Source organism: Mesorhizobium sp. M0016 (assembly GCF_040324035.1).
Lineage (GTDB): Bacteria > Pseudomonadota > Alphaproteobacteria > Rhizobiales > Rhizobiaceae > Mesorhizobium.
Genome location: NZ_JAMYVM010000001.1, coordinates 330,394 through 353,158, shown reverse-complemented (window position 1 = coordinate 353,158; position 22,765 = coordinate 330,394). Strand labels below are relative to the sequence as shown.

Annotated in this window: 18 protein-coding genes; 17 read left to right on the top strand and 1 reads right to left on the bottom strand. The window is 63.4% G+C overall.

All coding sequences use genetic code 11. From position 1 onward, the window contains the following. Positions 1-61: 61 nt before the first annotated feature. The 9 genes from NKJ88_RS01690 (at position 62) to NKJ88_RS01650 (ending at position 10,930) form a co-directional block, all read left to right on the top strand. Positions 62-1,741 (top strand): amidohydrolase, encoded by a 1,680-nt coding sequence (locus tag NKJ88_RS01690; protein ID WP_352443462.1) that lies wholly within the window; start codon positions 62-64, stop codon positions 1,739-1,741. 156 nt (positions 1,742-1,897) lie between these two features. Beyond that, entirely contained in the window at positions 1,898-2,998 is a 1,101-nt protein-coding gene (locus tag NKJ88_RS01685; RefSeq protein WP_352443461.1) for an ABC transporter ATP-binding protein, read from the top strand. 2 nt (positions 2,999-3,000) lie between these two features. Then, on the top strand, positions 3,001-3,921 hold the full coding sequence (locus tag NKJ88_RS01680) for an ABC transporter permease (protein ID WP_023696888.1): 921 nt from the start codon (positions 3,001-3,003) through the stop codon (positions 3,919-3,921). Next, entirely contained in the window at positions 3,914-4,714 is an 801-nt protein-coding gene (locus tag NKJ88_RS01675; RefSeq protein ID WP_023671766.1) for an ABC transporter permease, read from the top strand. The genes NKJ88_RS01680 and NKJ88_RS01675 overlap by 8 nt, the downstream gene beginning before the upstream one ends. A gap of 23 nt (positions 4,715-4,737) precedes the next feature. Beyond that, positions 4,738-5,772 carry an ABC transporter substrate-binding protein gene (locus tag NKJ88_RS01670; protein ID WP_023671767.1) on the top strand — a complete coding sequence of 345 codons (1,035 nt, stop codon included), beginning with the start codon at positions 4,738-4,740 and terminating at the stop codon, positions 5,770-5,772. 62 nt (positions 5,773-5,834) lie between these two features. Continuing rightward, a complete protein-coding gene (locus NKJ88_RS01665) occupies positions 5,835-7,031 on the top strand; it encodes a serine hydrolase domain-containing protein (RefSeq protein WP_352443460.1) in 1,197 nt (398 codons plus the stop codon). Between the two features lie 33 nt (positions 7,032-7,064). After that, positions 7,065-8,246, top strand: coding sequence for a serine hydrolase domain-containing protein (locus NKJ88_RS01660; protein WP_352443459.1), 1,182 nt, complete (start codon positions 7,065-7,067; stop codon positions 8,244-8,246). 114 nt (positions 8,247-8,360) lie between these two features. Next, complete coding sequence (locus tag NKJ88_RS01655; protein WP_352443458.1) at positions 8,361-10,682, top strand: Tex family protein; 2,322 nt, start codon at positions 8,361-8,363, stop codon at positions 10,680-10,682. Between the two features lie 65 nt (positions 10,683-10,747). Next, entirely contained in the window at positions 10,748-10,930 is a 183-nt protein-coding gene (locus tag NKJ88_RS01650; RefSeq protein WP_023820690.1) for a hypothetical protein, read from the top strand. A gap of 11 nt (positions 10,931-10,941) precedes the next feature. Here the strand turns inward: NKJ88_RS01650 and NKJ88_RS01645 are convergent, their stop codons facing one another. Then, on the bottom strand, positions 10,942-11,853 hold the full coding sequence (locus tag NKJ88_RS01645) for a LysR family transcriptional regulator (protein ID WP_352443457.1): 912 nt from the start codon (positions 11,851-11,853) through the stop codon (positions 10,942-10,944). 106 nt (positions 11,854-11,959) lie between these two features. Here NKJ88_RS01645 and NKJ88_RS01640 point away from each other — a divergent pair, with 106 nt between their 5' ends. The 8 genes from NKJ88_RS01640 (at position 11,960) to NKJ88_RS01605 (ending at position 22,559) form a co-directional block, all read left to right on the top strand. Then, entirely contained in the window at positions 11,960-13,156 is a 1,197-nt protein-coding gene (locus NKJ88_RS01640) for an acyl-CoA dehydrogenase (RefSeq protein WP_027049851.1), read from the top strand. Between the two features lie 248 nt (positions 13,157-13,404). Next, positions 13,405-16,764: a transglutaminase family protein gene (locus NKJ88_RS01635; RefSeq protein WP_352443456.1), complete on the top strand. Its 3,360-nt coding sequence runs from the start codon at positions 13,405-13,407 to the stop codon at positions 16,762-16,764. Between the two features lie 6 nt (positions 16,765-16,770). Continuing rightward, positions 16,771-19,182: a circularly permuted type 2 ATP-grasp protein gene (locus NKJ88_RS01630; RefSeq protein WP_023725137.1), complete on the top strand. Its 2,412-nt coding sequence runs from the start codon at positions 16,771-16,773 to the stop codon at positions 19,180-19,182. A 1-nt stretch (position 19,183) separates the two neighbouring features. Continuing rightward, on the top strand, positions 19,184-20,068 hold the full coding sequence (locus NKJ88_RS01625; protein ID WP_023725136.1) for a transglutaminase family protein: 885 nt from the start codon (positions 19,184-19,186) through the stop codon (positions 20,066-20,068). A gap of 101 nt (positions 20,069-20,169) precedes the next feature. Then, positions 20,170-21,105: a glycosyltransferase family 2 protein gene (locus NKJ88_RS01620; protein ID WP_352443455.1), complete on the top strand. Its 936-nt coding sequence runs from the start codon at positions 20,170-20,172 to the stop codon at positions 21,103-21,105. Next, positions 21,098-21,280, top strand: a complete 183-nt coding sequence (locus NKJ88_RS01615) for a glycosyltransferase (RefSeq protein WP_023823337.1) — start codon at positions 21,098-21,100, stop codon at positions 21,278-21,280. Before NKJ88_RS01620 ends, NKJ88_RS01615 begins: the two co-directional genes overlap by 8 nt. Continuing rightward, positions 21,277-21,975 (top strand): glycosyltransferase family 2 protein, encoded by a 699-nt coding sequence (locus NKJ88_RS01610; RefSeq protein WP_023823338.1) that lies wholly within the window; start codon positions 21,277-21,279, stop codon positions 21,973-21,975. The genes NKJ88_RS01615 and NKJ88_RS01610 overlap by 4 nt, the downstream gene beginning before the upstream one ends. Further along, the gene (locus NKJ88_RS01605) at positions 21,972-22,559 is read left to right on the top strand and encodes a hypothetical protein (protein ID WP_023823339.1); all 588 of its coding nucleotides are present in this window, start codon (positions 21,972-21,974) and stop codon (positions 22,557-22,559) included. Before NKJ88_RS01610 ends, NKJ88_RS01605 begins: the two co-directional genes overlap by 4 nt. The last annotated feature ends 206 nt before the right edge of the window (positions 22,560-22,765 follow it).

Here is a 22,765-nt window from a genome sequence, read left to right as displayed (position 1 = left end):
GACAGCTTGTCGGACAAGAGGGTTGTCGGTCTCAGCCAGTCGTCAAAAGCGCGGAGTCGCGATGTCTGTCACGGGTGCGGGTCAAAATGCTGATCTGATCGTCATCAATGGTCGCGTGCGGACCATGGACGATGACAATCCCGCCGCCGAGGCGATTGCCGTCAAGGACGGCGCCATCATCGCCATAGGCAACCACGCCGCCATAGAAAAACTCAAGGGAACGACCACAGAGGTGATCGACGCCAAGGGCGGTTCGGTCCTGCCCGGTTTCATCGAAGCCCACATGCATCTGTTCTCGGGAGGGGCCGAGCTCGCGCATCTTCAACTCGGCGGTATCCATGGATTCGAGGCGCTTCAAAGCGCCATCCGCGACTACGCAACGACGCGGCCCGAGGCGAAAATGCTTGTGGGACAGGGCGTCGACTACACCGTGCTCGGCGACGAGCGGGTGACACGCCATCATCTCGACGCCATCCTGCCCGACCGCCCCTTCTGCATGGCGGCGCCCGACCACCATACGATGTGGGCCAACACCAAGGCGCTGGAGATGGCCGGCATCCTGAAGGGACGCACGCTCGGTCCGGGCAACGAGATCGTGATGGGTGACGACGGCCTGGCCGCGGGCGAATTGCGCGAGGGCGAGGCCTTCGGTCCGGTGCTCGACCTTGCCGGCGAAAGCCGGGTGCGGCTGGGGCTGTCGACCGGCGGCGAGCCGGACCCAACGCCGTCGGCCGCCGAGCGGGCCGCTGACCGTGACATAATGCGGCGCGGGCTTGCGTGGTGCGCGCGCCACGGCATCACCTCGATCCAGAACATGGACGGCAATCTCTACCAGCTCGAACTGCTTTCCGAGATCGAGGCCGAGGAGGGATTGCCCTGCCGCGTCAAGATTCCATTCCACTACAAGAACTTCATGACGCTCGACGTGCTGGAGAAGGCATCCGTCATGGCCGAGCGCTACCACAGTGAGTGGCTGTCATCGGGCATGGTCAAGGTGTTCTATGACGGCGTGCTCGATTCCTGGACCGCTGTTATGGTCGAACCTTATGCGGATCGTCCCGACTGGGTCGGCGAGCCGCTGTTCACGCCGCAGCAATTTATCGATCTCGCCGTGGCTATCGACAAACGCGGGCTGCAGATCGCCGTGCACTCGATCGGTGACGGCGCGGTACGCGCAGTGCTCGACGGTTACGAGGCGGCGCAGAAGGTCAATGGCAAGCGCGACAGCCGGCACAGGGTTGAGCACATCGAGGTCACCACAGCAGCCGACGTGCCGCGTTTTGCCGAACTCGGCGTCATCGCCTCGATGCAGCCGTCGCATCCGCCCGGCGCCATGGATTTTCCGCTGGAGCCGACGGTGTCACGCATCGGGCCGGCCCGCTGGCCGCTGAGCTATGCCTGGCGCACCCTGAAAAGCGCCGGCGCCCATGTCGTGTTCGCCTCGGACTGGCCGGTGGCGGCGATCGACCCGATCCTGAGCATTCAGGCGGCAGTGCAGCGCAAACCATGGGCAGAAGGCGATCCTGACCAGAGTTTCTCGCTGCAGGAAGCGATTGCCGCCTACACGGTCGAGGGCGCCTATGCCGAATTCGCCGAGCATCGCAAAGGCGTTCTGAAACCCGGCTACATGGCGGATCTGGTGGTTTTGTCGGCCGATATCGAGAAGACGGCGCCGGCCGATCTGCACAAGCTGCGACCGGTGACGACGGTCTGCGGTGGCAAGGTCACCTACCAGGCCTGACAATGGCATGCGGCTTGCACAGCTTGCCGCTTGCAAGACGAAATGACCGACTGAACTGTGATTCAATGCCGGACTTGCCAACCTACCGGCCGTGTGGTCACATCGAACAGGGGAAAAGCTCCGCCAGCAAGAGCGGGGTGAACAGTGAGGCGTATCGTGCCGGAAAAACCGGATCGGAATGCAATTGAAGTCGTAAACGTCAGTAAAATTTTCGGATCGGGTGAGGGGCAGGTCGCTGCCCTCGATACGGTCTCGGTATCCATCCGCGAGAATGAGTTCTTCACCCTGCTGGGACCATCCGGCTGCGGCAAGACCACGTTGCTGCGGCTGATTGCCGGCTTCGACTTTCCAACCGCCGGCGAAATCCTCCTCTACGGCCAGGACATCGCGCCGTTGCCGCCCTTCAAGCGGCCGGTCAACACCGTCTTCCAATCCTACGCGCTGTTCCCGCATATGACGGTCGCCGACAATATCGGCTTTGGCCTGGAAATGCTGGGCAAGCCGAAGGCCGAGATCAAGGCGCGCGTCGCCGAGATGCTGAAACTGGTGAAGATGGAGGCGCTGGCGGGTCGCCGCACCAGCCAGATCTCCGGCGGCCAGCAGCAGCGCGTGGCGCTCGCCCGGGCGCTGGCGCCGCAGCCCAAGGTGCTCCTGCTCGACGAACCGCTCTCGGCGCTGGACTACAAGCTGCGCAAGGAAATGCAGATCGAATTGAAGCGGCTGCAGCACGAGACCGGCATCACCTTCATCTTCGTCACCCACGACCAGGAGGAAGCGCTGACCATGTCGGATCGCATCGCGGTGATGTCGTCGGGCAAGATCCTGCAGGTCGGCTCGCCGCGCGACATCTACGACCGGCCGGCCGAGCGTTTCGTCGCCGACTTCATCGGCGAGTCGAACTTCCTAAAGGCGGATGTGGTTAGCGCGACTGGTGGCCGGGCGACGGTGAAGCTGCCGTCTGGTGTGGAAATCCCAGCCTCGCTGCCGGAAGGCTTCAGCCCCAGGGGCAAGGTCACCATCGTCGTGCGTCCAGAGCATGCGCAGTTGGGCACGGCCAGCCCGAGCGCTTCGCTGTCCGGCACCGTCGAAAACATCGTCTATCTCGGCACCGACACGCACTTCCATCTGCGCCTTGCCGGTGGCGAGCCGTTCATCGTGCGGCGTCAGAACAGCCGCGGCGCCGGTGACGGCTTCGTGCAGGGCGGCCAGATCGGCATCATGATCGGCAACGACGCCGCGCAAGTGCTGAAGGACTGATCATGGCGACCGCGGAACAAGTCGCCAAGGCAGCGCAGCGACGCGATGTGCGCGACCGCTGGCTGCTGTCAGCGCCAGCCTTGCTGGTGATCTTCCTCGCCGCGACCGGCCCCTTGCTGATCGTGCTGATCTACTCGTTCCTGACGCCTGGCCCCTATGGCGATGTGAAGTGGCAGTTCTCGCCCGATGCCTGGCTGTCGGTGTTCATGGAACGCGACATTTTCGACGATACGCTTTCGCTTGCGGCAGCGCATGTCACCATCTTCTGGCGCTCGATCAAGCTGGCGGTGATAACGACGATCGCCACTTTGGCATTGGGGTTTCCAACCGCCTATTTCATGGCGACGCGCAGTGAGAAAACCAGGGATCTCTGGCTGTTCCTGATCACCATTCCGTTCTGGACCAACCTTCTGATCCGCACCTTCGCCGTCCTGCAGATCATCCGCAACGAAGGCATCATCAACACCATCCTTATCAAGCTTGGTATCGTCTCAGCGCCGGTCCAGATTCTCTTCACCGACACGGCGATCCTGATCGGCATGGCGTATGTCTACCTGCCGCTGATGGTGCTGCCGATCTATGCCAGCATGGAGAAGCTTGATTTTCGCCTCGTCGAGGCGGGCTACGACCTCTACGCGACCCGTTTCAAGGTATTGCGGAAGATCATTTTCCCGCTGGTCAAACCCGGCGTCATTGCCGGCTCCATCCTGGTCTTCATTCCAGCCCTTGGCGCCTATGTGACGCCGAGCGTGCTTGGCGGCGGCAAGAATATGATGCTGTCCAACCTGATCGAATTGCAGTTCGGCCAAGGCCGCAACTGGCCGCTCGGCTCGGCGCTGTCGATCACGGTGATGATCATCGTCATGGTGGCGCTGCTTGCCTATGTGCGCAATGCCGGCAAGTCGGGGGCGCGGCATGGCTAAGAACTTTTCCATCAAGCACCAGACCGGCTTCACGGTGATCGCTGCGACCTGTTTTATCGTGCTCTATCTGCCGATCATCGTGCTGGTCGCCTATGCCTTCAACGCGGCGAACTCGACGTCCGAATGGGGCGGCTTTTCGATGCGCTGGTTCCAGTCGGCTTGGCAGAACGTGCAAGTTATCGACGCGACGCTACGCTCGTTCCAGATCGGCGCCGTCGCTGCGGTGCTGTCGACAATCTTTGCCACCATGGCCGCGCTTGCCACCACGCGCACCGCGTCCTATCCGGGCCTCACCTTCAAATATGCGGCGATCAACCAGCCGCTGATGGTGCCCGAGATCGTCACCGGCGTGGCGCTGCTGATCTTCTTCTCGCGCATCAAGATCTTCACCGGCTATTCCGGCATTGGCTATCTGATCGCCGCCCACACGGCGTTCTGCATCCCGTTCGCCTATCTGCCGATCCGGGCGCGGCTGGAAAACATGGACCTGACGCTGGAGCGCGCGGCCGCCGATCTGTACGCGACGCCTTGGAAGACCTTCCGCCGCATCACGCTGCCGCTTTTGTGGCCCGGCATACTGGCCGGACTGATGCTGGCCTTCGTCATCTCGCTCGATGACGTCGTCATCACCGAGTTTGTCAAATCGGGCGGCCAGGATACGCTGCCCACCTACATGCTCGGCCAGATCCGCCGCGGCATCACGCCTGAGATCAACGCGATATCGACCGCCTTCCTGCTGCTTTCGGTCGCGATCGTCACGTTGTTTTTCTTCGTCAGCAGGAAAAGAGACTGAACCGACAAATGGGAGCTAAAACCATGAACTGGAAAACAACGACAGCCGCCATCGGGTTGGCGCTGCTCGCAACGACGAGCCTGGCCCGCGCCGATGGCGAGCTGAACATTTACAATTGGGGCAACTATACCAGCCCCGATGTGATCAAAAAGTTCGAAGCCAAATACAACGTCAAGGTGACGATCACCGATTACGATTCCAACGATACGGCGCTCGCCAAGGTACGCCAGGGCGGCACCGGCTTCGACATCGCCGTTCCGTCGCAAACCTACGTGCCGATCTGGATCAAGGAGGGCCTCGTGCAGGAGACCGATCCGGGCAAGATGGAGAACTTCAAGAACGTGGCGCCGGAATGGGCCAATCCAGACTTCGACCCCGGCCGCAAATATTCCGTGCCGTGGGCGCTGGGCACCGTCGGCGTCGTCGTCAACACCGATGCCTACAAGGGACCAGCCGACAGCTGGGGCATCATCTTCAACACGCCGGACGAGCTGAAGGGCAAGACCAATGTCGTTCCCGAGATGAATGACGTTATCTTCGCGGCGATCAAATATGTCGGCGGCCAGCAGTGCACCGACGACAAGACGGTGCTGAAGAAGGTGCGCGACACGCTTGTCGCGGCCAAGCCGAACTGGATCGCCATGGAATACAACACCATCGAAAAGATGGGCGCCGGCGACTTCAAGGCGACCAGCGACTGGAACGGTTCGGCGCTGCGTCAGCGGCTGGCCAATCCGGCCATCCATTACAATTATCCGAAGGAAGGCTACGGCCTGTGGAGCGATAACGTCGTCGTTCTCAAGGAAGCCAAAAATGTCGAGAACGCCAAGCTGTTCCAGAACTTCATCATGGATCCGGAAAACGCGGCCGGCCTCTCGGCCTTCCATCGCTACGCAAACGCCATTACCGGCTCGGACAAGTACATGCCGGCCGATATGAAGGATGCCCCGGAAGTCGTCATTCCGGAGGCTGCGAAGGCACAAGGCGAATTCCAGAAGATGTGCGCGCCTGAGATCCAGGACATCTACACCAAGATCTGGACCGAACTGCAGAAATAACCGCAGTCTGACAGACCCGGCGGCATGCGCCGCCGGGTCTTTTCTTTTCCGGAATGGCTTTCATGGACTCCTATCGCAACAGCGATCCGCGGCCGTCGATCATGCAGGGCTCGCCGCCTCAAATGGTGCTGCCGAAGCTCGACTGGGACCGGCCGCCATGGAATCGCTGGGCCTTCCAACACATCCGCGAATTCCTGCCGACCATCGAGGTCTGGCGCGGTAATGGCCATCGCCATCGTCTTGAGCGCGCAGGGACCGATCTCGACGCGCTGCCGGTGGAAGACAGCAAGGGCCGTCCGACGACGCTCGTTGGCCTGCTCGACGAGACCTACACGGACGGCTTCCTGGTGCTCAAAGACGGCAAGGTCGCCTATGAGCGCTATTTCAACGGCATGGCCGAGCGCACGCTGCATCTGTCGCAGTCGATGGCGAAGTCGGTAACAGGCACCGTGTTCGGTATTCTGGTTGGGCGCGGCTTGATCGACCCGGCCAAACCGGTGACCGCCTATCTGCAGGAGCTCGGCGCGACCGGCTGGGACGGCGCCAGCGTGCAGCATGTGCTTGACATGACGACGGGTGTTCGCTTTTCCGAGGAATACACCGATCGCTATTCCGATATCGGCCAGGTCGATGTCGCCACCGGCTGGAAGCCGGTGCCGCCGGACAGCGATCCGGATTTCCAATGGCCGCCGCATCTGTTCGAGTTGATCCTGCAGCTGAAGGACAAGGTGCGGCCGCATGGCGCCGCGTTCGAGTACCGCTCGATCGAGACCGACGTGCTTGCCTTCATCATGGAGCGGGTCACCGGTAAACGGCTGGCGCAGCTGGTGTCCGAGGAGCTGTGGCAAAAGCTCGGCGCCGACGAGAGCGCCTGCTTCACGGTTGACAGCGCCGGCTATGCGCTGGCCGATGGCGGCTTCAACGCGACGCTGCGAGACTACGCCCGCTTCGGCCAGTTGATCCTCGACAATGGCCGCGGCATCGTGCCGGCCGACTGGATCGAGGCGACGCGCAACGGCAGGCATGCGCCGGATTTCAATCCGAGCCTGCCGGAGGGCAGCTACCGCAACCAGTTCTGGATCGAAAACCCGCGCTCACGCGCACTGATGTGCCGGGGCGTGTTCGGGCAGATGATCCATATCGACTGGGACACCGGCATGGTCGTGGTCAAGCTTTCAAGCTATCCGGATTTCAGCAATGTCGCCTATTCGGTGGCAACGCTGAAGGCGGTGCACGCCATCGCCAAGGCGCTTGGTTGACCCACAACAAATCATCCCTCCGAGGAAACGTTCATGACTGGCAAGACTGCGTTCGAGATCCGCTACGGCTTTGCCCGCAATGAGGTGCTGCTCTCCAAGTGGCGCGAAAACCCCTTCAACCGCTGGTCGTTCCAGAACCTTGGCGAACTGGTGCCGACCGCTCCCGTGGCGGCGACGCCGGGAAGCGTCGAAGCGCCGGTGCGGGACCTGAGCGGCCTGCTCGGCGAAAAGGTTTCGATCGCCAGCGCCCCGGAAACGGTGGCCGAATTCCTCACACGTTCGAGCAGCGACGCGCTGACGGTGATGAAGGCTGGCAAGGTCATCGGCGACTGGTTCGCGCCCAATATGGATTTCGGCGCCCGTCACATCATCTTTTCGATCAGCAAATCGGTCACCGCAATCATCGCCGGAATACTGGAAGGCGAGGGCGTGTTCGACCCGGAAGCGCCGGTGACCCAGTACATTCCGGAAGCCGCCGGTTCGGCCTATGCCGATGCAAGCTGCCGGCATGTGCTCGATATGAGCGTCAGCCTCGACTTCGAGGAGGCCTATCTCGATCCCGAAAGCGCCTTTGCCCGTTACCGTCGCGCTACGCTGTGGAATCCGGGCGGCGGCACTGAAAGCTTGCGCGAATTCATTCTGACCTTGCAGCGGCTCGAAGAACCGCACGGCAAAACCTTCCGCTACCGTTCGCCCAATTCCGATCTGCTCGGCCTGCTGCTCGAACGAGCTTCCGGCCAGCGCTTCCCGGACCTGATGCGCGAGAAACTGTGGCTACCGCTGGGTGCTGTCAGCGAGGCTTCGATCGGCGTCGACATGGAAGGTACGGCGCGCACCGCCGGCGGCATTTCGGTGACGCCGCGCGACCTGGCGCGTATCGGCGAGATGATGCGGCAGGGCGGCACGGCCAATGGCCGGCGCATCGTGCCGGAAGGCTGGGTGCGCGATACGACCGTTGCCGGCGGCAGCGCGGAGGCCTGGCAGCGCGGCACGATGGTGCATCTGTTCCCGAAGGGCCGCTATCGCAACAAGTGGTACCAAACGGGTGCGGCAAACGGTGCTTTCTGCGGCATCGGCATCCACGGCCAATGGCTCTACGTCGATCCGAAGACGGAAGTGGTGATTGCAAAAATGGGGTCGCAGCCGGTGCCTGAAGATTATCCGCTCGAACGCGAGATCGTTGCCTTTTTCGAGGCGCTGAGCGGGATGGTCTGAGGACGAGCCAAAGCAAGGCGCTTTCCTGTGGACCTCTTTGACGCTTGAGAACACTGCGGTTGGCGTGACGGACATCAGCGCCTATGGTCGCCGCTCTTTGCGACAGGGACCAGCATGGCAGCAGACAGCAAACGCATCGCATCCATCATCGCGGCAGAGATCGGGGCGCGGCCGGAGCAGGCATCAGCAGCTATAGGGCTGCTCGATGAGGGCGCGACGGTGCCGTTCGTGGCGCGCTACCGCAAGGAGGTCACCGGCGGGCTCGACGACACCCAATTGCGCGACCTTGCCGAGCGATTGGCCTATCTGCGCGAACTCGATGCGCGCCGCGATACGATCCTTGGTTCGATTCGCGAGCAGGGCAAGCTGACCGAGGAACTAGAGGCCAAAATTGTGGCTGCCGCCACTAAGGCTGAACTGGAAGACATCTACCTGCCCTACAAGCCCAAGCGCCGCACCAAGGCCGAGATCGCCCGGGAGCGCGGGCTGGGGCCATTGGCGGAGGCTATTTTGGCCAACCGGTCGTTGGTGCCCGCCGAGGCGGCGCTGGCTTATGTGACCGAGGATGTGACCGACGCCAAGGCCGCACTGGAAGGCGCACGCGACATCCTGTCGGAACAGTTTGCGGAAAATGCCGATCTGGTCGGCAAGCTTCGCACCTACATGAAGGAGCGCGCTTTCATGCGTGCCCGTGTCGTCGACGGTAAGCAGGAGGCCGGGGCGAAATTCTCCGACTATTTCGAGCATGTCGAGCGTTGGGCAAATGTTCCGAGCCACCGCGCGCTGGCCATGCTGCGCGGCCGCAACGAAGAGGTGTTGTCGCTCGACATCGAGGTCGATGCCGACGATGCCTCGCCGGTGAAGCCGGTCGAGCGGATGATCGCCAATGCCTACGCCATCGGCGGCAGCCTGCCGGGCGACCGCTGGCTGATGGAAGTGGCCGGCTGGACCTGGCGGATCAAGCTTTCGCTGCACCTGACGCTCGATTTGATGCGCGACCTGCGCGAGCGTGCGGAGGAAGAGGCGATCCATGTCTTTGCACGCAACCTCAAGGATTTGCTTCTGGCAGCACCCGCCGGCTCGCGGCCGACCATGGGACTCGATCCCGGCATCCGCACCGGCGTCAAGGTCGCTGTCGTGGATGGCACCGGCAAGGTGCTGGCGACGACGACCGTCTATCCATTTCCGCCGCGGAACGATGTGCGCGGCACACAGGCCCAGCTCGCAGCACTCATCCGCCAGCATAAGGTCGAGCTGATTTCGATCGGCAACGGCACCGGCAGCCGCGAGACTGAAAAGCTGGTCGCCGACATGCTGTCCGACATGCCTTCGGATGGTGGGCCAAAGCCGCTCAAGGTGATCGTCAGCGAGGCCGGCGCCTCGGTCTATTCGGCCTCGGCGACAGCGGCGGCTGAGTTTCCCGGGCTCGACGTGTCGCTGCGCGGTGCGGTGTCGATCGCCAGGCGCCTGCAGGACCCGCTCGCCGAACTGGTCAAGATCGAGCCGAAATCGATCGGCGTTGGCCAGTACCAGCATGATGTCGACCAGTACCGGCTTGGCCGCTCGCTGGAGGCGGTGGTGGAGGACGCGGTGAATGCTGTCGGCGTCGATCTCAACACCGCCTCGGCGCCGCTTTTGGCCCGCGTGTCAGGCCTAGGCGCGTCGCTTGCCGATGCCATTGTCGCGCATCGCGATGCGACCGGGCCGTTCGCCAGCCGCAAGGAACTGCTCAAGGTGGCGCGGCTTGGACCGCGCGCGTTCGAACAATCCGCAGGCTTCCTGCGCATTGCCAATGGCAGCGAGCCGCTCGACGCCTCGTCGGTCCATCCGGAAGCCTATGGCGTGGCCAAGAAGATCGTCGCTGCCTGCGGCCGCGATGTGCGCTCGCTGATGGGCGACAGCGCAGCGCTCAAGGCGCTCGATCCGCGAGTCTTCGTCGACGAACGCTTCGGCCTGCCGACGGTGCGCGACATCATTGCCGAGCTGGAAAAGCCCGGCCGCGACCCGCGCCCCGGCTTCAAGACCGCAACCTTTGCCGATGGCATCGACGACATCAAGGATCTGAAGCCCGGCATGCTTCTGGAAGGCACCGTTACCAATGTCGCTGCCTTCGGCGCCTTCGTCGATATCGGCGTGCATCAGGACGGGCTGGTGCATGTCTCGCAACTGGCCGATCGTTTCATCAAGGACGCGCATGAGGTGGTGAAGGCCGGCGACGTGGTGAAGGTGCGGGTCGTCGATGTCGACATCAAGCGCAAGCGCATCGCGCTGTCCATGCGCAAGGACGGCGGCGAGGGCGGGACGCCGAAGGGGCCGCGCGACAATGGCGGCGGCAAGCCGGCGCAACCTTCGCCGATGCCGCAGCGTCAGCCGGAACGACCGGCACAGCAAGGCGCGTTTGGCGCAGCACTGGCCGATGCCTTGAAGCGGAAGTAGCCTCGAATGGTTCCTTGCAATCGCTAGAGCGTTATCTACCATCCTTGTGTGGAGATACGCGCGATATGGCAAGTTTCGAGAAAGTGAGTGTCCAAGAGTTGGGGCGTCTTTGGGACGAGGGCATGGCGAGTGGCAGTTCGGTCGATGGAGACCAGGCTTTCGCCCGGATCAAAAGCAAGCTCGATGCGAAAGTTGCCGAACGCAAGTCGCAAAAACGCTGCGCTTCCAGCCGGAAACCGTGCCGATGAAGCGGAAGTAGCTACCAGGCCAGAACGGCCGGTTCCTTCTCAACCTGGCCCAGCAGCCAGTCGCGAAAACTGACGACGGGCGGGTGGCCGCGCTTGTCGTTCGGGACGACGAGGTAGTAGGCGCTGCGGCTTTGCATCGGCTGTCCCGGCGCCGGCACGAGCTGACCGCGCTGCAATTCGCCGGCGATAAGAACTTGCGGCAGGAGCGCGACGCCAAGCCCCGCCATGCAGGCTTGGGCAACGGTGCCGAATTGCTCGAACTGCATGCCGGGTCCGATCGGTGCGCTCAAGCCCTGTTCCTCGAACCATTCGCCCCAGGCCCCGGGACGCGTCGCCATGTGCAGCAGCGGCAGGCGGCTGATGTCGGCCGCCGTGGTGATATCGCGGCTGGCAAGGAAGTCGGGCGAAACCACCGGCATTACGGTCTCGCGCATCAGAAGCGTGGAGTCGGCGTCCGGCCAGTCGGGCTGGCCATGATGGATGGCGGCGTCGAGCCGCTCGCGGGCGAAGTCGAAGCGGCCGATGCGGGTGACAAAGTTGATGGTGATGTCAGGGTTTTCTGCGACGAAATCCGGGATCAGAGGCATCAGCCAGCGCGTGCCGAAGGTCGGCAGTATGGCGAGGTTCAGCATGCCTCTATGCCGATTGCTCATCAATCCGAGCGCGGCGTCGCGCAATTGCCCGAGTGCCGCCCGCACGGCTTCGGCATAGATTTCGCCCGCCGTGGACAGCCGAACATTGCGGCTGTCGCGCTCGAACAGCCGGCGGCCGAACTGTTCCTCCAGAAGGGCTATCTGGCGGCTGACGGCCCCTTGGGTCAAATCGAGTTCCTGGGCGGCAGCGGTGAAGGAGCCAAGGCGGGCCACGGCCTCGAACGCGGCAAGGGCGCTGGTGCTGGGCAAAAGCCGGCGTTGGACGTTCATGATCCATTACTAAACCTCATTGATCGGTGATGCAATTTTGTTTGATTTTTCCGAAGCGAAGGCGGATAAGCCCGAGCACTTCAAGATTTTGGGAGAGAGCGAAGCCATGGCCGCCGACAAGAACGCGTTCGTTTGGGAAGACCCCTTCCTGATCGAGAACCAGCTTTCCGAGGATGAGCGCATGGTGCGCGATGGCGCGGCCGCCTTTGCCGCCGACAAGCTCGCGCCGCGCATCGAGGAGGCCTATCTCGAGGAAAAGACCGATGCCGGCATCTTTCGCGAGATGGGCGAGGCCGGCCTGCTCGGCATCACCATCCCTGAGGAATATGGCGGGCTCGGCGCCAATTACGTCACCTACGGGTTGGTGGCGCGCGAGGTCGAGCGGGTCGATTCCGGCTACCGCTCGATGATGTCGGTGCAATCGTCGCTGGTGATGTACCCCATCCATGCCTATGGCACGGAAGAGCAGCGCAAGAGATACCTGCCGAAGCTGGCTTCGGGCGAATGGATCGGCTGTTTCGGCCTGACCGAGCCGGATGCCGGTTCCGATCCGGGCGGCATGAAGACGCGGGCCGAGAAGACGGCGAACGGCTACAAGATTTCCGGCTCGAAAATGTGGATATCCAACGCGCCGATCGCCGACGTGTTCGTGGTCTGGGCGAAGCTGAAGGGCGACAACGGCAAGGACGAAATCCGCGGTTTCGTGCTGGAGAAGGGCATGAAGGGGCTGTCGGCGCCGAAGATCGGCGGCAAGCTCAGCCTTAGGGCCTCGATCACCGGCGAGGTGGTGATGGAAGGCGTCGAGGTTGGCGAAGACGCGCTGCTGCCCAACGCCAGGGGCCTCGGCGGCCCATTCGGCTGCCTCAACCGGGCCCGCTACGGCATTTCCTGGGGCGCGATGGGCGCCGCCGAGGATTGCTGGCACCGGGCCCGGCAGTATGGACTCGACCGCAAGCAGTTCGGCAAGCCGCTCGCCGGCACGCAGCTGTTCCAGAAAAAGCTCGCCGACATGCAGACCGAGATCGCGCTGGGCCTGCAGGGCTCGCTGCGCGTCGGGCGGCTGATGGATGAAGGCAAGATGGCCCCGGAAATGATCTCGATCGTCAAGCGCAACAATTGCGGCAAGGCGCTCGACATCGCGCGCCAGGCCCGCGACATGCATGGCGGCAACGGCATCCAGATCGGCTACCACGTCATGCGCCATGCGCAGAACTTGGAGACGGTCAACACCTATGAAGGCACGCATGACGTGCATGCGCTGATTTTGGGACGGGCGCAGACGGGGATACAGGCGTTTTTCTAAGCTGTGCCGAATTCAAGTGAGGCCGGCCTGCAAATGGCCGATACCTGCGCTTCCGGTGCTCGCGTGCCAAAAGTACGCTCTGCTCCGGTTCTCGGTATCAGCCATTTTCGACTCGGCCTGACCTGAATCTCGACACAGCGTAGCCGGCTTCGGCTGCTTAATTTAGGTGCAGCGCAACATCTCTGCTTGGAGAATGGCCAATAGATGTGTCAGGGTTCGGCTGAAGAAACGCCGATCTCCGGGGCCCCATGGCAATACTGGCAGCCGTCTACCACCTGACCCATTACAAATATGACCGGCCGGTGGTTCTCGGGCCCCAGGTCATCAGGCTGCAGCCGGCACCGCATTCCCGCACCAAGGTGCTCAGCCATTCGCTCAAGGTCGGGCCGGCGAACCACTTCGTCAATCTGCAGCAGGACCCCTACGGCAATTTCCTGGCCCGCTTCGTCTTCCCGGAACCAGTGACGGAATTGAAGATCGAGGTCGACCTCGTCGCCGACATGACGGTCTACAATCCGTTCGATTTCTTCGTCGAGCCATCGGCCGAGACCTTCCCGTTCGAGTACCCCGAAGACATCAGGGACGATCTCGCCATCTACCGCACGCCGGAGCCGGCGGGGCCGCTGCTGTCGGCTTTCCTCGCAACCATCGACCGTAGCGCCACCAACACCGTCAATTTCGTCGTCGACCTCAATGCGCGGCTGCAGCGGGAGATCGCCTATATCGTGCGGATGGAAACCGGCGTGTTCTCGCCGGAGGAAACGCTGGCCGCGAAAAAGGGATCGTGCCGGGATTCGAGCTGGCTGCTGGTGCAAATTCTCAGGAATCTCGGCCTCGCCGCGCGTTTCGTCTCAGGCTATCTGATCCAGCTGAAGCCCGATCTGGTCGCGCTCGATGGCCCAGCCGGAACCGCCGTCGACTTCACCGACCTGCACGCCTGGTGCGAGGTCTATCTGCCGGGCGCCGGCTGGATCGGCTTCGATCCGACGTCCGGCCTGCTCACCGGCGAAAGCCATGTGCCGCTGGCGGCCACGCCGCATTTCCGCAACGCCGCGCCCATTTCCGGCATGGCGAGCTTTGCCAATGTCGAGTTCGGCTTCGACATGCGTGTCGACCGCATTGCCGAACATCCGCGCATCACCAAGCCGTTTTCGGATGAGAGTTGGCAGGCGCTGGATGCGCTGGGCAACAAGGTCGACGCCGCACTTCAAGCGGGTGATGTCAGGCTGACAATGGGCGGCGAGCCGACCTTTGTGTCGATCGACGATTTCGAGTCCGCCGAGTGGAACACCGCCGCCGTCGGCCCGACCAAGCGCGAAAAGGCCGATGCGTTGATCCGGAAACTGCGCGAGCGCTTCGCGCCGGGCGGTTTCCTCCATTACGGCCAGGGCAAATGGTATCCGGGCGAGAGCCTGCCGCGTTGGACCTTCTCGCTGTATTGGCGCACCGACGGCCAGCCGGTGTGGAGCGATCCGTCGCTGATCGCACACGAAAAGAGCGATGCGAAGGTCGGGCCGCAGCAGGCGAAAAGCCTGCTGACGGCAATCGCCGGCGAACTCGGCATCGACAAGGCGATGGTCAGCGAGGCCTATGAGGACCCGGCCGAATGGCTGCTGAAGGAAGGTAAGCTGCCCGACAATGTCGATCCGTCCAACTCCAAACTGGAAGACCCCGAAGAGCGCAGCCGCATGGCGAAAGTGTTCGAGCGCGGGCTGACCAAGCCGTCCGGCTATGTGCTGCCGGTCCAGCGCTGGAACAGCCAGGCATCGGACCCGCGCTGGCGCTCGGAGAAGTGGAAGACGCGGCGCGGGCGGCTGTTCCTGGTGCCGGGCGATTCCCCGGTCGGCTACCGCCTGCCGCTGGGCACGCTGCCCTATGTGCCGCGGGCACAGTTCCCCTATATCGTGCCGGTCGATCCGTCGCTGCCGCGTGGACCGCTGCCGGCGCGGGAAGCCATACTGCCAGAACCGGCTCCGGCCGAACTGGAAGGCGCCGACGAGATGGCGCGGCGCCAGCAGGCGGTATCGTTCACTGCGGCGACCGGCCAGCAAGACCGGGTGGAGCAGGAGATCACCGAGATCGGCGGCGCGGTGCGTACAGCACTTTCGGTCGAGCCGCGCGACGGGCGGCTGTGCGTGTTCATGCCGCCGGTCGAGGCGCTGGAAGACTATCTTGAGCTCGTCGCAGCCGCAGAAAACGCGGCCAAGGCGATCGGCCTTCCCGTGCATATCGAAGGCTATGGACCGCCGCACGATCCGCGCCTCAACGTCATCAGGGTGGCACCCGATCCCGGCGTCATCGAGGTCAACATCCATCCGGCTGCCAACTGGCAGGACTGCGTGGCGACGACGACGGCGATCTACGAGGAAGCACGGCAGACGCGGCTTGGCGCCGACAAGTTCATGATCGACGGCCGCCACACCGGTACCGGCGGGGGCAACCATGTCGTCGTCGGCGGCGCGACGCCCAATGACAGCCCGTTCCTGCGCCGGCCCGATCTGTTGAAGAGCCTGGTGCTGCAATGGCAGCGGCGCCCGTCGCTGTCCTATCTATTCTCCGGCCTGTTCATCGGCCCGACCAGCCAGGCACCGCGCTTCGACGAGGCGCGGCACGACTCGCTTTACGAACTCGAGATCGCGATGGCGCAGGTGCCGCATCCGGGCCAGGGCAACGCACCGCTGCCTTGGCTGGTCGACCGACTGTTTCGCAACCTGTTGACCGATGTCACCGGCAACACGCACCGCTCGGAAATCTGCATCGACAAGCTGTTTTCGCCCGATGGCCCGACCGGCCGGCTTGGGCTTGTCGAGTTCCGCGGTTTCGAGATGCCGCCCAATGCGCGCATGTCGCTGGCGCAGCAATTGCTGGTGCGCGCCATCATCGCCCGTGCGTGGAACAACCCGCTTGATGGCCGCTTCGTGCGCTGGGGCACCTCGCTCCATGACCGTTTCATGCTGCCGCATTATGTCTGGGCGGATTTCCTCGACATGCTCGACGACCTCAAGCTCAACGGTTTCGAATTCCGGCCGGAATGGTTCGATGCCCAGCTGGAGTTCCGCTTTCCGTTCTGCGGCGAAGTCCAGCATGCCGGCATCAAGCTGGAACTGCGGCAGGCGCTGGAGCCGTGGCATGTCATGGGCGAGCAAGGCGCAATCGGCGGCACCGTGCGTTTCGTCGACTCCTCGGTCGAACGGCTGCAGGTCAGGACCGAAGGCCTCAACCCGGAACGTCATGCCATTGTCTGCAATGGCCGAATCGTGCCGATGAAGGTCACCGACAATCGCGAGGTCGCAGTGGCGGGTGTGCGCTTCAAGGCCTGGCAGCCTTCGTCGGGCCTGCATCCGGCGCTGCCGGTCAACACGCCTTTGGTCTTCGACATTTACGACCGTTGGTCGGGGCGGGCGGTGGGCGGCTGCGTCTACCATGTCGCGCATCCAGGTGGGCGCAGCTACGACACTTTCCCGGTCAACGGCAATGAGGCCGAGGCGAGGCGTCTCGCCCGCTTCGAGCCGCGCGGCCATACGCCGTCGGCCTATGTGCTGCGCAATGAAGAAGCCTCTGAAGACTTCCCCATGACCCTTGACCTCAGGCGGCCAGCAAGACTCTGATCAGCGATGGCAAAGGGGAATCAGAAAAAGGTCCGCGGCAAGCCGCTGAGGCACAGTCTGCTGGAGCACTACCAGCCGATTGACGGCGTCGTCGACGAGATGGTCGATGCTTCGGGCCATCCGCGTCCGGCCTGGGCGCCCTTCATCGAGGCGCTGGAGGAGCTGGGTCCCGAAAAGCTGGGCCAGCGCTTTGCCCGCGCCGACCAGTATCTGCGCGACGCCGGCGTTTATTATCGCGTCTACGACAAGGCCGGCGCCAACGAGCGCGAATGGCCACTGGCGCATATCCCGCTGCTGATCGAAGACAAGGAATGGGCCGGGATCAGCGCCGGTCTCGTCCAGCGCGCCGAGCTTTTCGAGGAGATAGTCGCTGATATCTATGGCCCGAACCGGCTGATCGAGAAGGGAATCCTGCCGGCAGGCCTGATTGCGGCGAGCCCCGAATTTTTGCGCCCCGTCGTCGGCACCATGCCGGCCAGCGGTCATTTCCTGCATTTTTGCGCCTTCGAGCTCGGTCGTGGGCCGGATGGAAGCTGGTGGGTGCTGGGCGACCGCACGCAGGCGCCGTCGGGCGCCGGCTTTGCGCTGGAAAACCGCGTCGCCACGACGCGGGCTTTGTCCGACGTCTATGGCGAGATGCATGTGCATCGCCTGGCCGGTTTCTTCCGCCGCTTTCGCGATGCGCTGATCGGCATGGCGAAGGAGAATGACGGCCGCGTCGCCATTCTGACGCCGGGGCCGCTCAACGAGACTTATTACGAGCACGCCTATATCGCCCGCTATCTCGGCATCATGCTGCTCGAGGGCGAGGATCTGACCGTCTCCGGCGGCAAGCTGATGGTGCGCACGGTTTCCGGGCTGATGCCGATCAGCGTGCTGTGGCGGCGGCTCGATGCCGCCTTTGCCGATCCGCTGGAACTGAGGTCGGACTCGCATATCGGCACGCCGGGGCTGGTCGAGGCGATCCGCCGCGGCACCGTGTCTACGGTCAATGCGCTGGGGTCGGGCTTGATGGAAACCCGGGCGCTGCTCGCCTTCCTGCCGAAGATTTCGCGCGCATTGCGCGGCGAAGAGCTTCTGTTGCCAAGCGTGGCCACCTGGTGGTGCGGGCAAGCAACCGAACGGGCGCATGTGCTTGCCAATATCGATCGCATGGTGATCGGTCCGGCGCTGTCGACGCGGCTGGCCTTCGAGGATGACGGCCAGACCAGGCTCGGTTCGGCACTGACGCCGGAGGAACGCATCGCGCTGATCGCGCGCATCGAGAGCGATGGCAGCGGTTTCGTCGGCCAGGAAGCGGTGACGCTGTCGACGACGCCGGTCTATGTCGGCGGCTGGCTGGAACCGCGACCGGCAAGCCTGCGCGTTTATCTGGCGCGCACGCCCGATGGCTGGACGGTAATGCCGGGCGGTTTCGCCCGTGTCGGCCTTTCGCTCGACCCGACGGCCATCGCCATGCAGCGCGGCGGCCAGGCGGCCGACGTCTGGGTGGTCAGCGACCGGTCGGTCGAGCGCGAGACGCTGCTGCCGCAGGAGCATGACAGCTTTGTCCGCACCATGCCGGGCAGCCTGCCCAGCCGCGCGGCGGAAAACCTGACCTGGCTCGGCCGCTATATCGAGCGCTCGGAGGATACGGTTCGCATCCTGCGCGCCTATCATGTGCGGCTGGCCGAGACGTCCGATCCTGACATGCTGCTGCTCGCCGATATCAGGGACTATCTCGAACCCTTCGGCGTCGATCTCGAAGCGGCCATTCCGCCCGGATTGATCGGCACGCTGGACAGCGCCGTCTACAGCGCCGGACAGATCCGCGACCGCTTTTCGCCCGATGGCTGGCTGGCGCTGAAGGACCTGTCGAAGACCATTCATCAGTTCGCCACCACGGTGGCGCCGGGTGACGACGCGACACGGGCGATGACGGTCATGCTGCGCAAGCTCGCCGGTTTCTCTGGCCTGTTGCACGAGAATATGTACCGTTTCACCGGCTGGCGTTTCCTCGAGATCGGCCGGCGGATCGAGCGCGGCATCCAGATCGCCCGTACGCTAGCCCGACTGACAAGGTCCGGTGCGCCGGACGGCTCGCTCGACATGATGCTGGAGATCGGCGACAGCGTCATGACCCACCGCCGGCAATATCCGGTGCGGGCCGGACGGCGCACGGTGATCGACCTCTTGGCGCTCGACCCACTCAACCCGCGCTCGATCCTGTTCCAGCTCGAACGGCTGAAGGCGGAGATCGGCCTGTTGCCATCGGTTGGGCCGGAGGGGCATATGTCGGTCGCGGCCAAGGAAATCCTGCAGCTCAACACGGCAATTGCCGTCATGGAGCCATCGGAGATGTCGGCGGAGGTGCTGGACGATCTCGCAACTGAGATCGGCAACCTCTATAGCAGCCTGGCTAAAGCGTATTTTGGTTAACATGCTGTACGATATCAGGCTTCATCTCAGCTACGATTATGACGCCGCGGCCGGCGGCAGCCGGCATCAGGTGCGTGTATTGCCGCCGACCATTGCCGGCGTGCAGCGCGTGATCGCGGCCTCGCTTTCGTTTGTGCCGACCCCATCGGAGCGCACGGATTTTGCCGATTTCTTCGGCAACAATGTCACCGCGATCGCCTTTCGCGACGTCCATGACGGGCTCGACATCAGAATGAGCGCGCGCGTGTCGGTGTCACGGCCGGAGCCTGGGCTCGACGTGTCGCCCGATCTGCAGCGCCTGCAGGAAGAACTCGGCGCCGTACGGTCACTGGCGCCGGATGCACCGCATCACTTTCTCGCCGCCAGCGATCATGCCGGCATCGATGCGGCGATCACCGCCTATGCCCGCGACAGCGCCGGCGGCTCGACGGTCGGCATGGCCATCGATCTGTGCAACCGCATCCACCGCGATTTCACCTATGACGGGGAAGCGACCACGGTGCGTACCGGGGCCAGCGATGCCTTCGGTTTGAAGCGGGGCGTGTGCCAGGACTTCTCCCACATCATGATCGCCGGCCTGCGCGGGCTAGGTATTCCTGCGGGTTATGTCAGCGGCTTCCTGCGCACCATTCCCCCGAAAGGGAAGCCGCGGCTCGAAGGCGCCGATGCCATGCATGCCTGGGTCAAGGTGTGGTGTGGGCGCGATGCCGGCTGGCAGGAATTCGACCCGACCAATGGCATGCGGGCCAGCAACGACCACATCACCGTTGGCTATGGCCGCGACTATTCCGACGTGGCTCCGATCGTCGGCGTGCTGAAAACCACCGGCGGCCAGGTCGGCGACCAGGCCGTCGACGTCATCCCGGTCGCGCTCGAGAAGGCCTGACAGCCTCGAAGCACAGCTTCTCAACAACGGCGATGCCCGTTATGCTCGGTTGAAACTTCGGGGAGGATCGGTCGGCAGGCATGCTGATGCGGAGTTCGGTATTGACGGCAATCAGTGTCATCATCCCGGCGCACAATGCGGCGGCAACCATAGCGGCCACGCTGGCCTCGCTTCGTTCCGAAGCCGAGGTTATCGGCGAGGTGCTGCTGGTCGACGATTCCTCCTCGGACGGGACGGCAGAAGCCGCGCTGAATGCCGCCACGCAATTCTCGTTGCCGTTGCGCCTGCTCATGAGCAACTGCCGGGACGCGGGCGGCTCCCGCAATGTGGCGCTGGCGCAGGCGCAATGCTCCTGGATCTACCTGATCGACGCCGACGACTTGCATCTGGAGGGCGGGCTGCGGTCGATGCTGGTCCGGGCGGGGGCGCAGCCGGCCGCCGACATGGTGATCGGCGCCTACCGTCGGCGCACCGATGGCGAGAACCGGAACCTCAAGCTTCCAGCCGGCTACATAGAAGATGGTATAGCCAATGCCTCGGCCTATCTGGAAGGTCACATTCGCTCGATCGCCGTGGGCAGTGCGCTGGTTTCCCGGCGCGTCGTCGGCGACACGCGCTTCCCGACCGGGCTTGCCTATGACGAGGACACGCTGTTCTGGTCCAGGCTGATGGGCAGGGCGTCGCTTGCCCTGATCGTGCATCCCGTCATGATCTACCACGTTTCGGCAGTGCGTTCTGATGATCGCTTCATCACCAGGCCGGTGCGCCGCTTTCTCGACTGGCGGCTGGCGCTGCGCGAGCTGACTGACTGTGGCATCCCACTGTCGTCGCTAAAGACCAGGGAGGGGCTGGTCGCCCTCAAGATCGCCCGGGTTCACTATGCGCGCGGCGATCTGGAGACGGCGGCGCGGTTCCTGAGGATCGCGGCGGCGGCGCCGAAGGTGCGGTCGAACACCTGGCGTTGCAGGCGCTACCAGCTGAAGCTGGCGCTGCGGCGCTGGTTTTCCTCTCCGCACGTCCAGTTGCAACGTGCCTGAATCAGCCCCGCCGCAGCTTGCCGTCATTGTCATCGGCTATCGCGCGCCGGCTCAAATCGTCGAGGCGGTGACATCCCTGCTGGATCAGGATGAGCCGCTCGAGATCATGGTGGTCAACTCGGGCGGAGGCGAGGTCCTGGCGCTGCTGACCGGCGCCGGGTCAAGGTGCCAGTGATCGAGGCCGGTCGAAGGCTGTTTGTAGGCGCAGCCCGCAATCTCGGCATTGCGGCCACCAAAGCGCCTTTCGTTGCCTTTCTTGCCGATGATTGCCTCGCCTGTTCGGGCTGGGCCGAGGCACGGATGCAGCGGCATCTGGCTGGCGACCGCGCCGTGGCGAGCGCGATGGTGAATAGCCATCCGCGCAATCTGATCGCCTGTGCGGCTCATCTGATCATGTTCATGCGACGGCTTCCCGGTCTGCCGTCGGATCGTGCGCTGCGTTACGGCGTGTCGTTCGATCGGCGGCTGTTCGATGAATTTGGCTTGTTCGATGAAACCATGCCTGCTGCCGAAGACACCGAATTCCTGGGGCGGCTGCCGCAGGAACTGCAGCCGGTGTGGGAGCCTAAGGTGCAAACCGTTCATCGCAACGAAACCCGGCTGTCCAGATTGCTTGCCGATCAGTACAGGCGCGGCTGTCGCCGCGGCGATTACCTCGCAGCGTCTGCCCTGAACACTCCGTTTCGGTGTTTTCGCGACACGTTTCGCGATCGGCGGAATGCCCGCAAGCTGGCGAAGATCGGGCTTTCCGATCGGGATCGAACTTTCGCGATGATGTCGATGCCAATTGTCTGGCTTGCCCTGCTGGTCAAATCCGTGGGTGTCTATATTGGCGTGCGAAATCGCGTGAAAGCGGCAACAAGAAAATGATAACGAGCCAAATCAAGCCTCGACGCTGGCGACGGAGCCGACTGTTCTGGACGCGCCAGAGAACGGTCGCAGTTTTCAGCTATCGTTATGACGCGCATCTGGTTGCCGATCTGATCACCAATATCGATCCGGTCGTTGACGGCTGGATTGCCTATGACGATCGCGGGGCGACCGGCGTGTTCAGCAGCGAGCCGCAGCGGCGGCGGATCTTACTCGACGCAGCGCATGAAGCTGCCGCCGACTGGATCCTGGCTATTGATCCCGATGAGCGGCTGGAACGCGGTACCGCGGAGCGGATCGGACAGCTGACGGGGGATTACAGGCGCATGGCCTGGGGGTTCCGGCTCCGCGAATTGTATTCGCCGACCGAGTACCGGGTCGACGGGATGTGGGCCGAAAAGTTCCAGTATCGTCTGTTCAGAGCCTACGATCCGGCGAAGTACCGACCAGAGGACCTGCACGGGCTCTGGTATCCTCCCGATCTTGGTTTCAAGGCCCGCAACCAGCGGGCTCAACCTCTATCATTTAAAGATGATGGAGCCGAAGCGGCGGATCGCCCGCCGCAATCTCTACCACCACCTTGATCCAAAGGGGCTCCTGCAGGATGTGGGCTATGACTACCTTGCCGATGAGGCAGGGGCCGTGTTCGAACAGATTCCGCCCGGGCGCGACTACCATCCGCCTCACGTCGACGATGGCGGCCTCTGGATGGCCGTGCCGGCTGGTGCCACCATTGGTGGACCCGACCACATTCCATAGCAACGGGGTGGAACCAGCAGTCGGCTTGGCG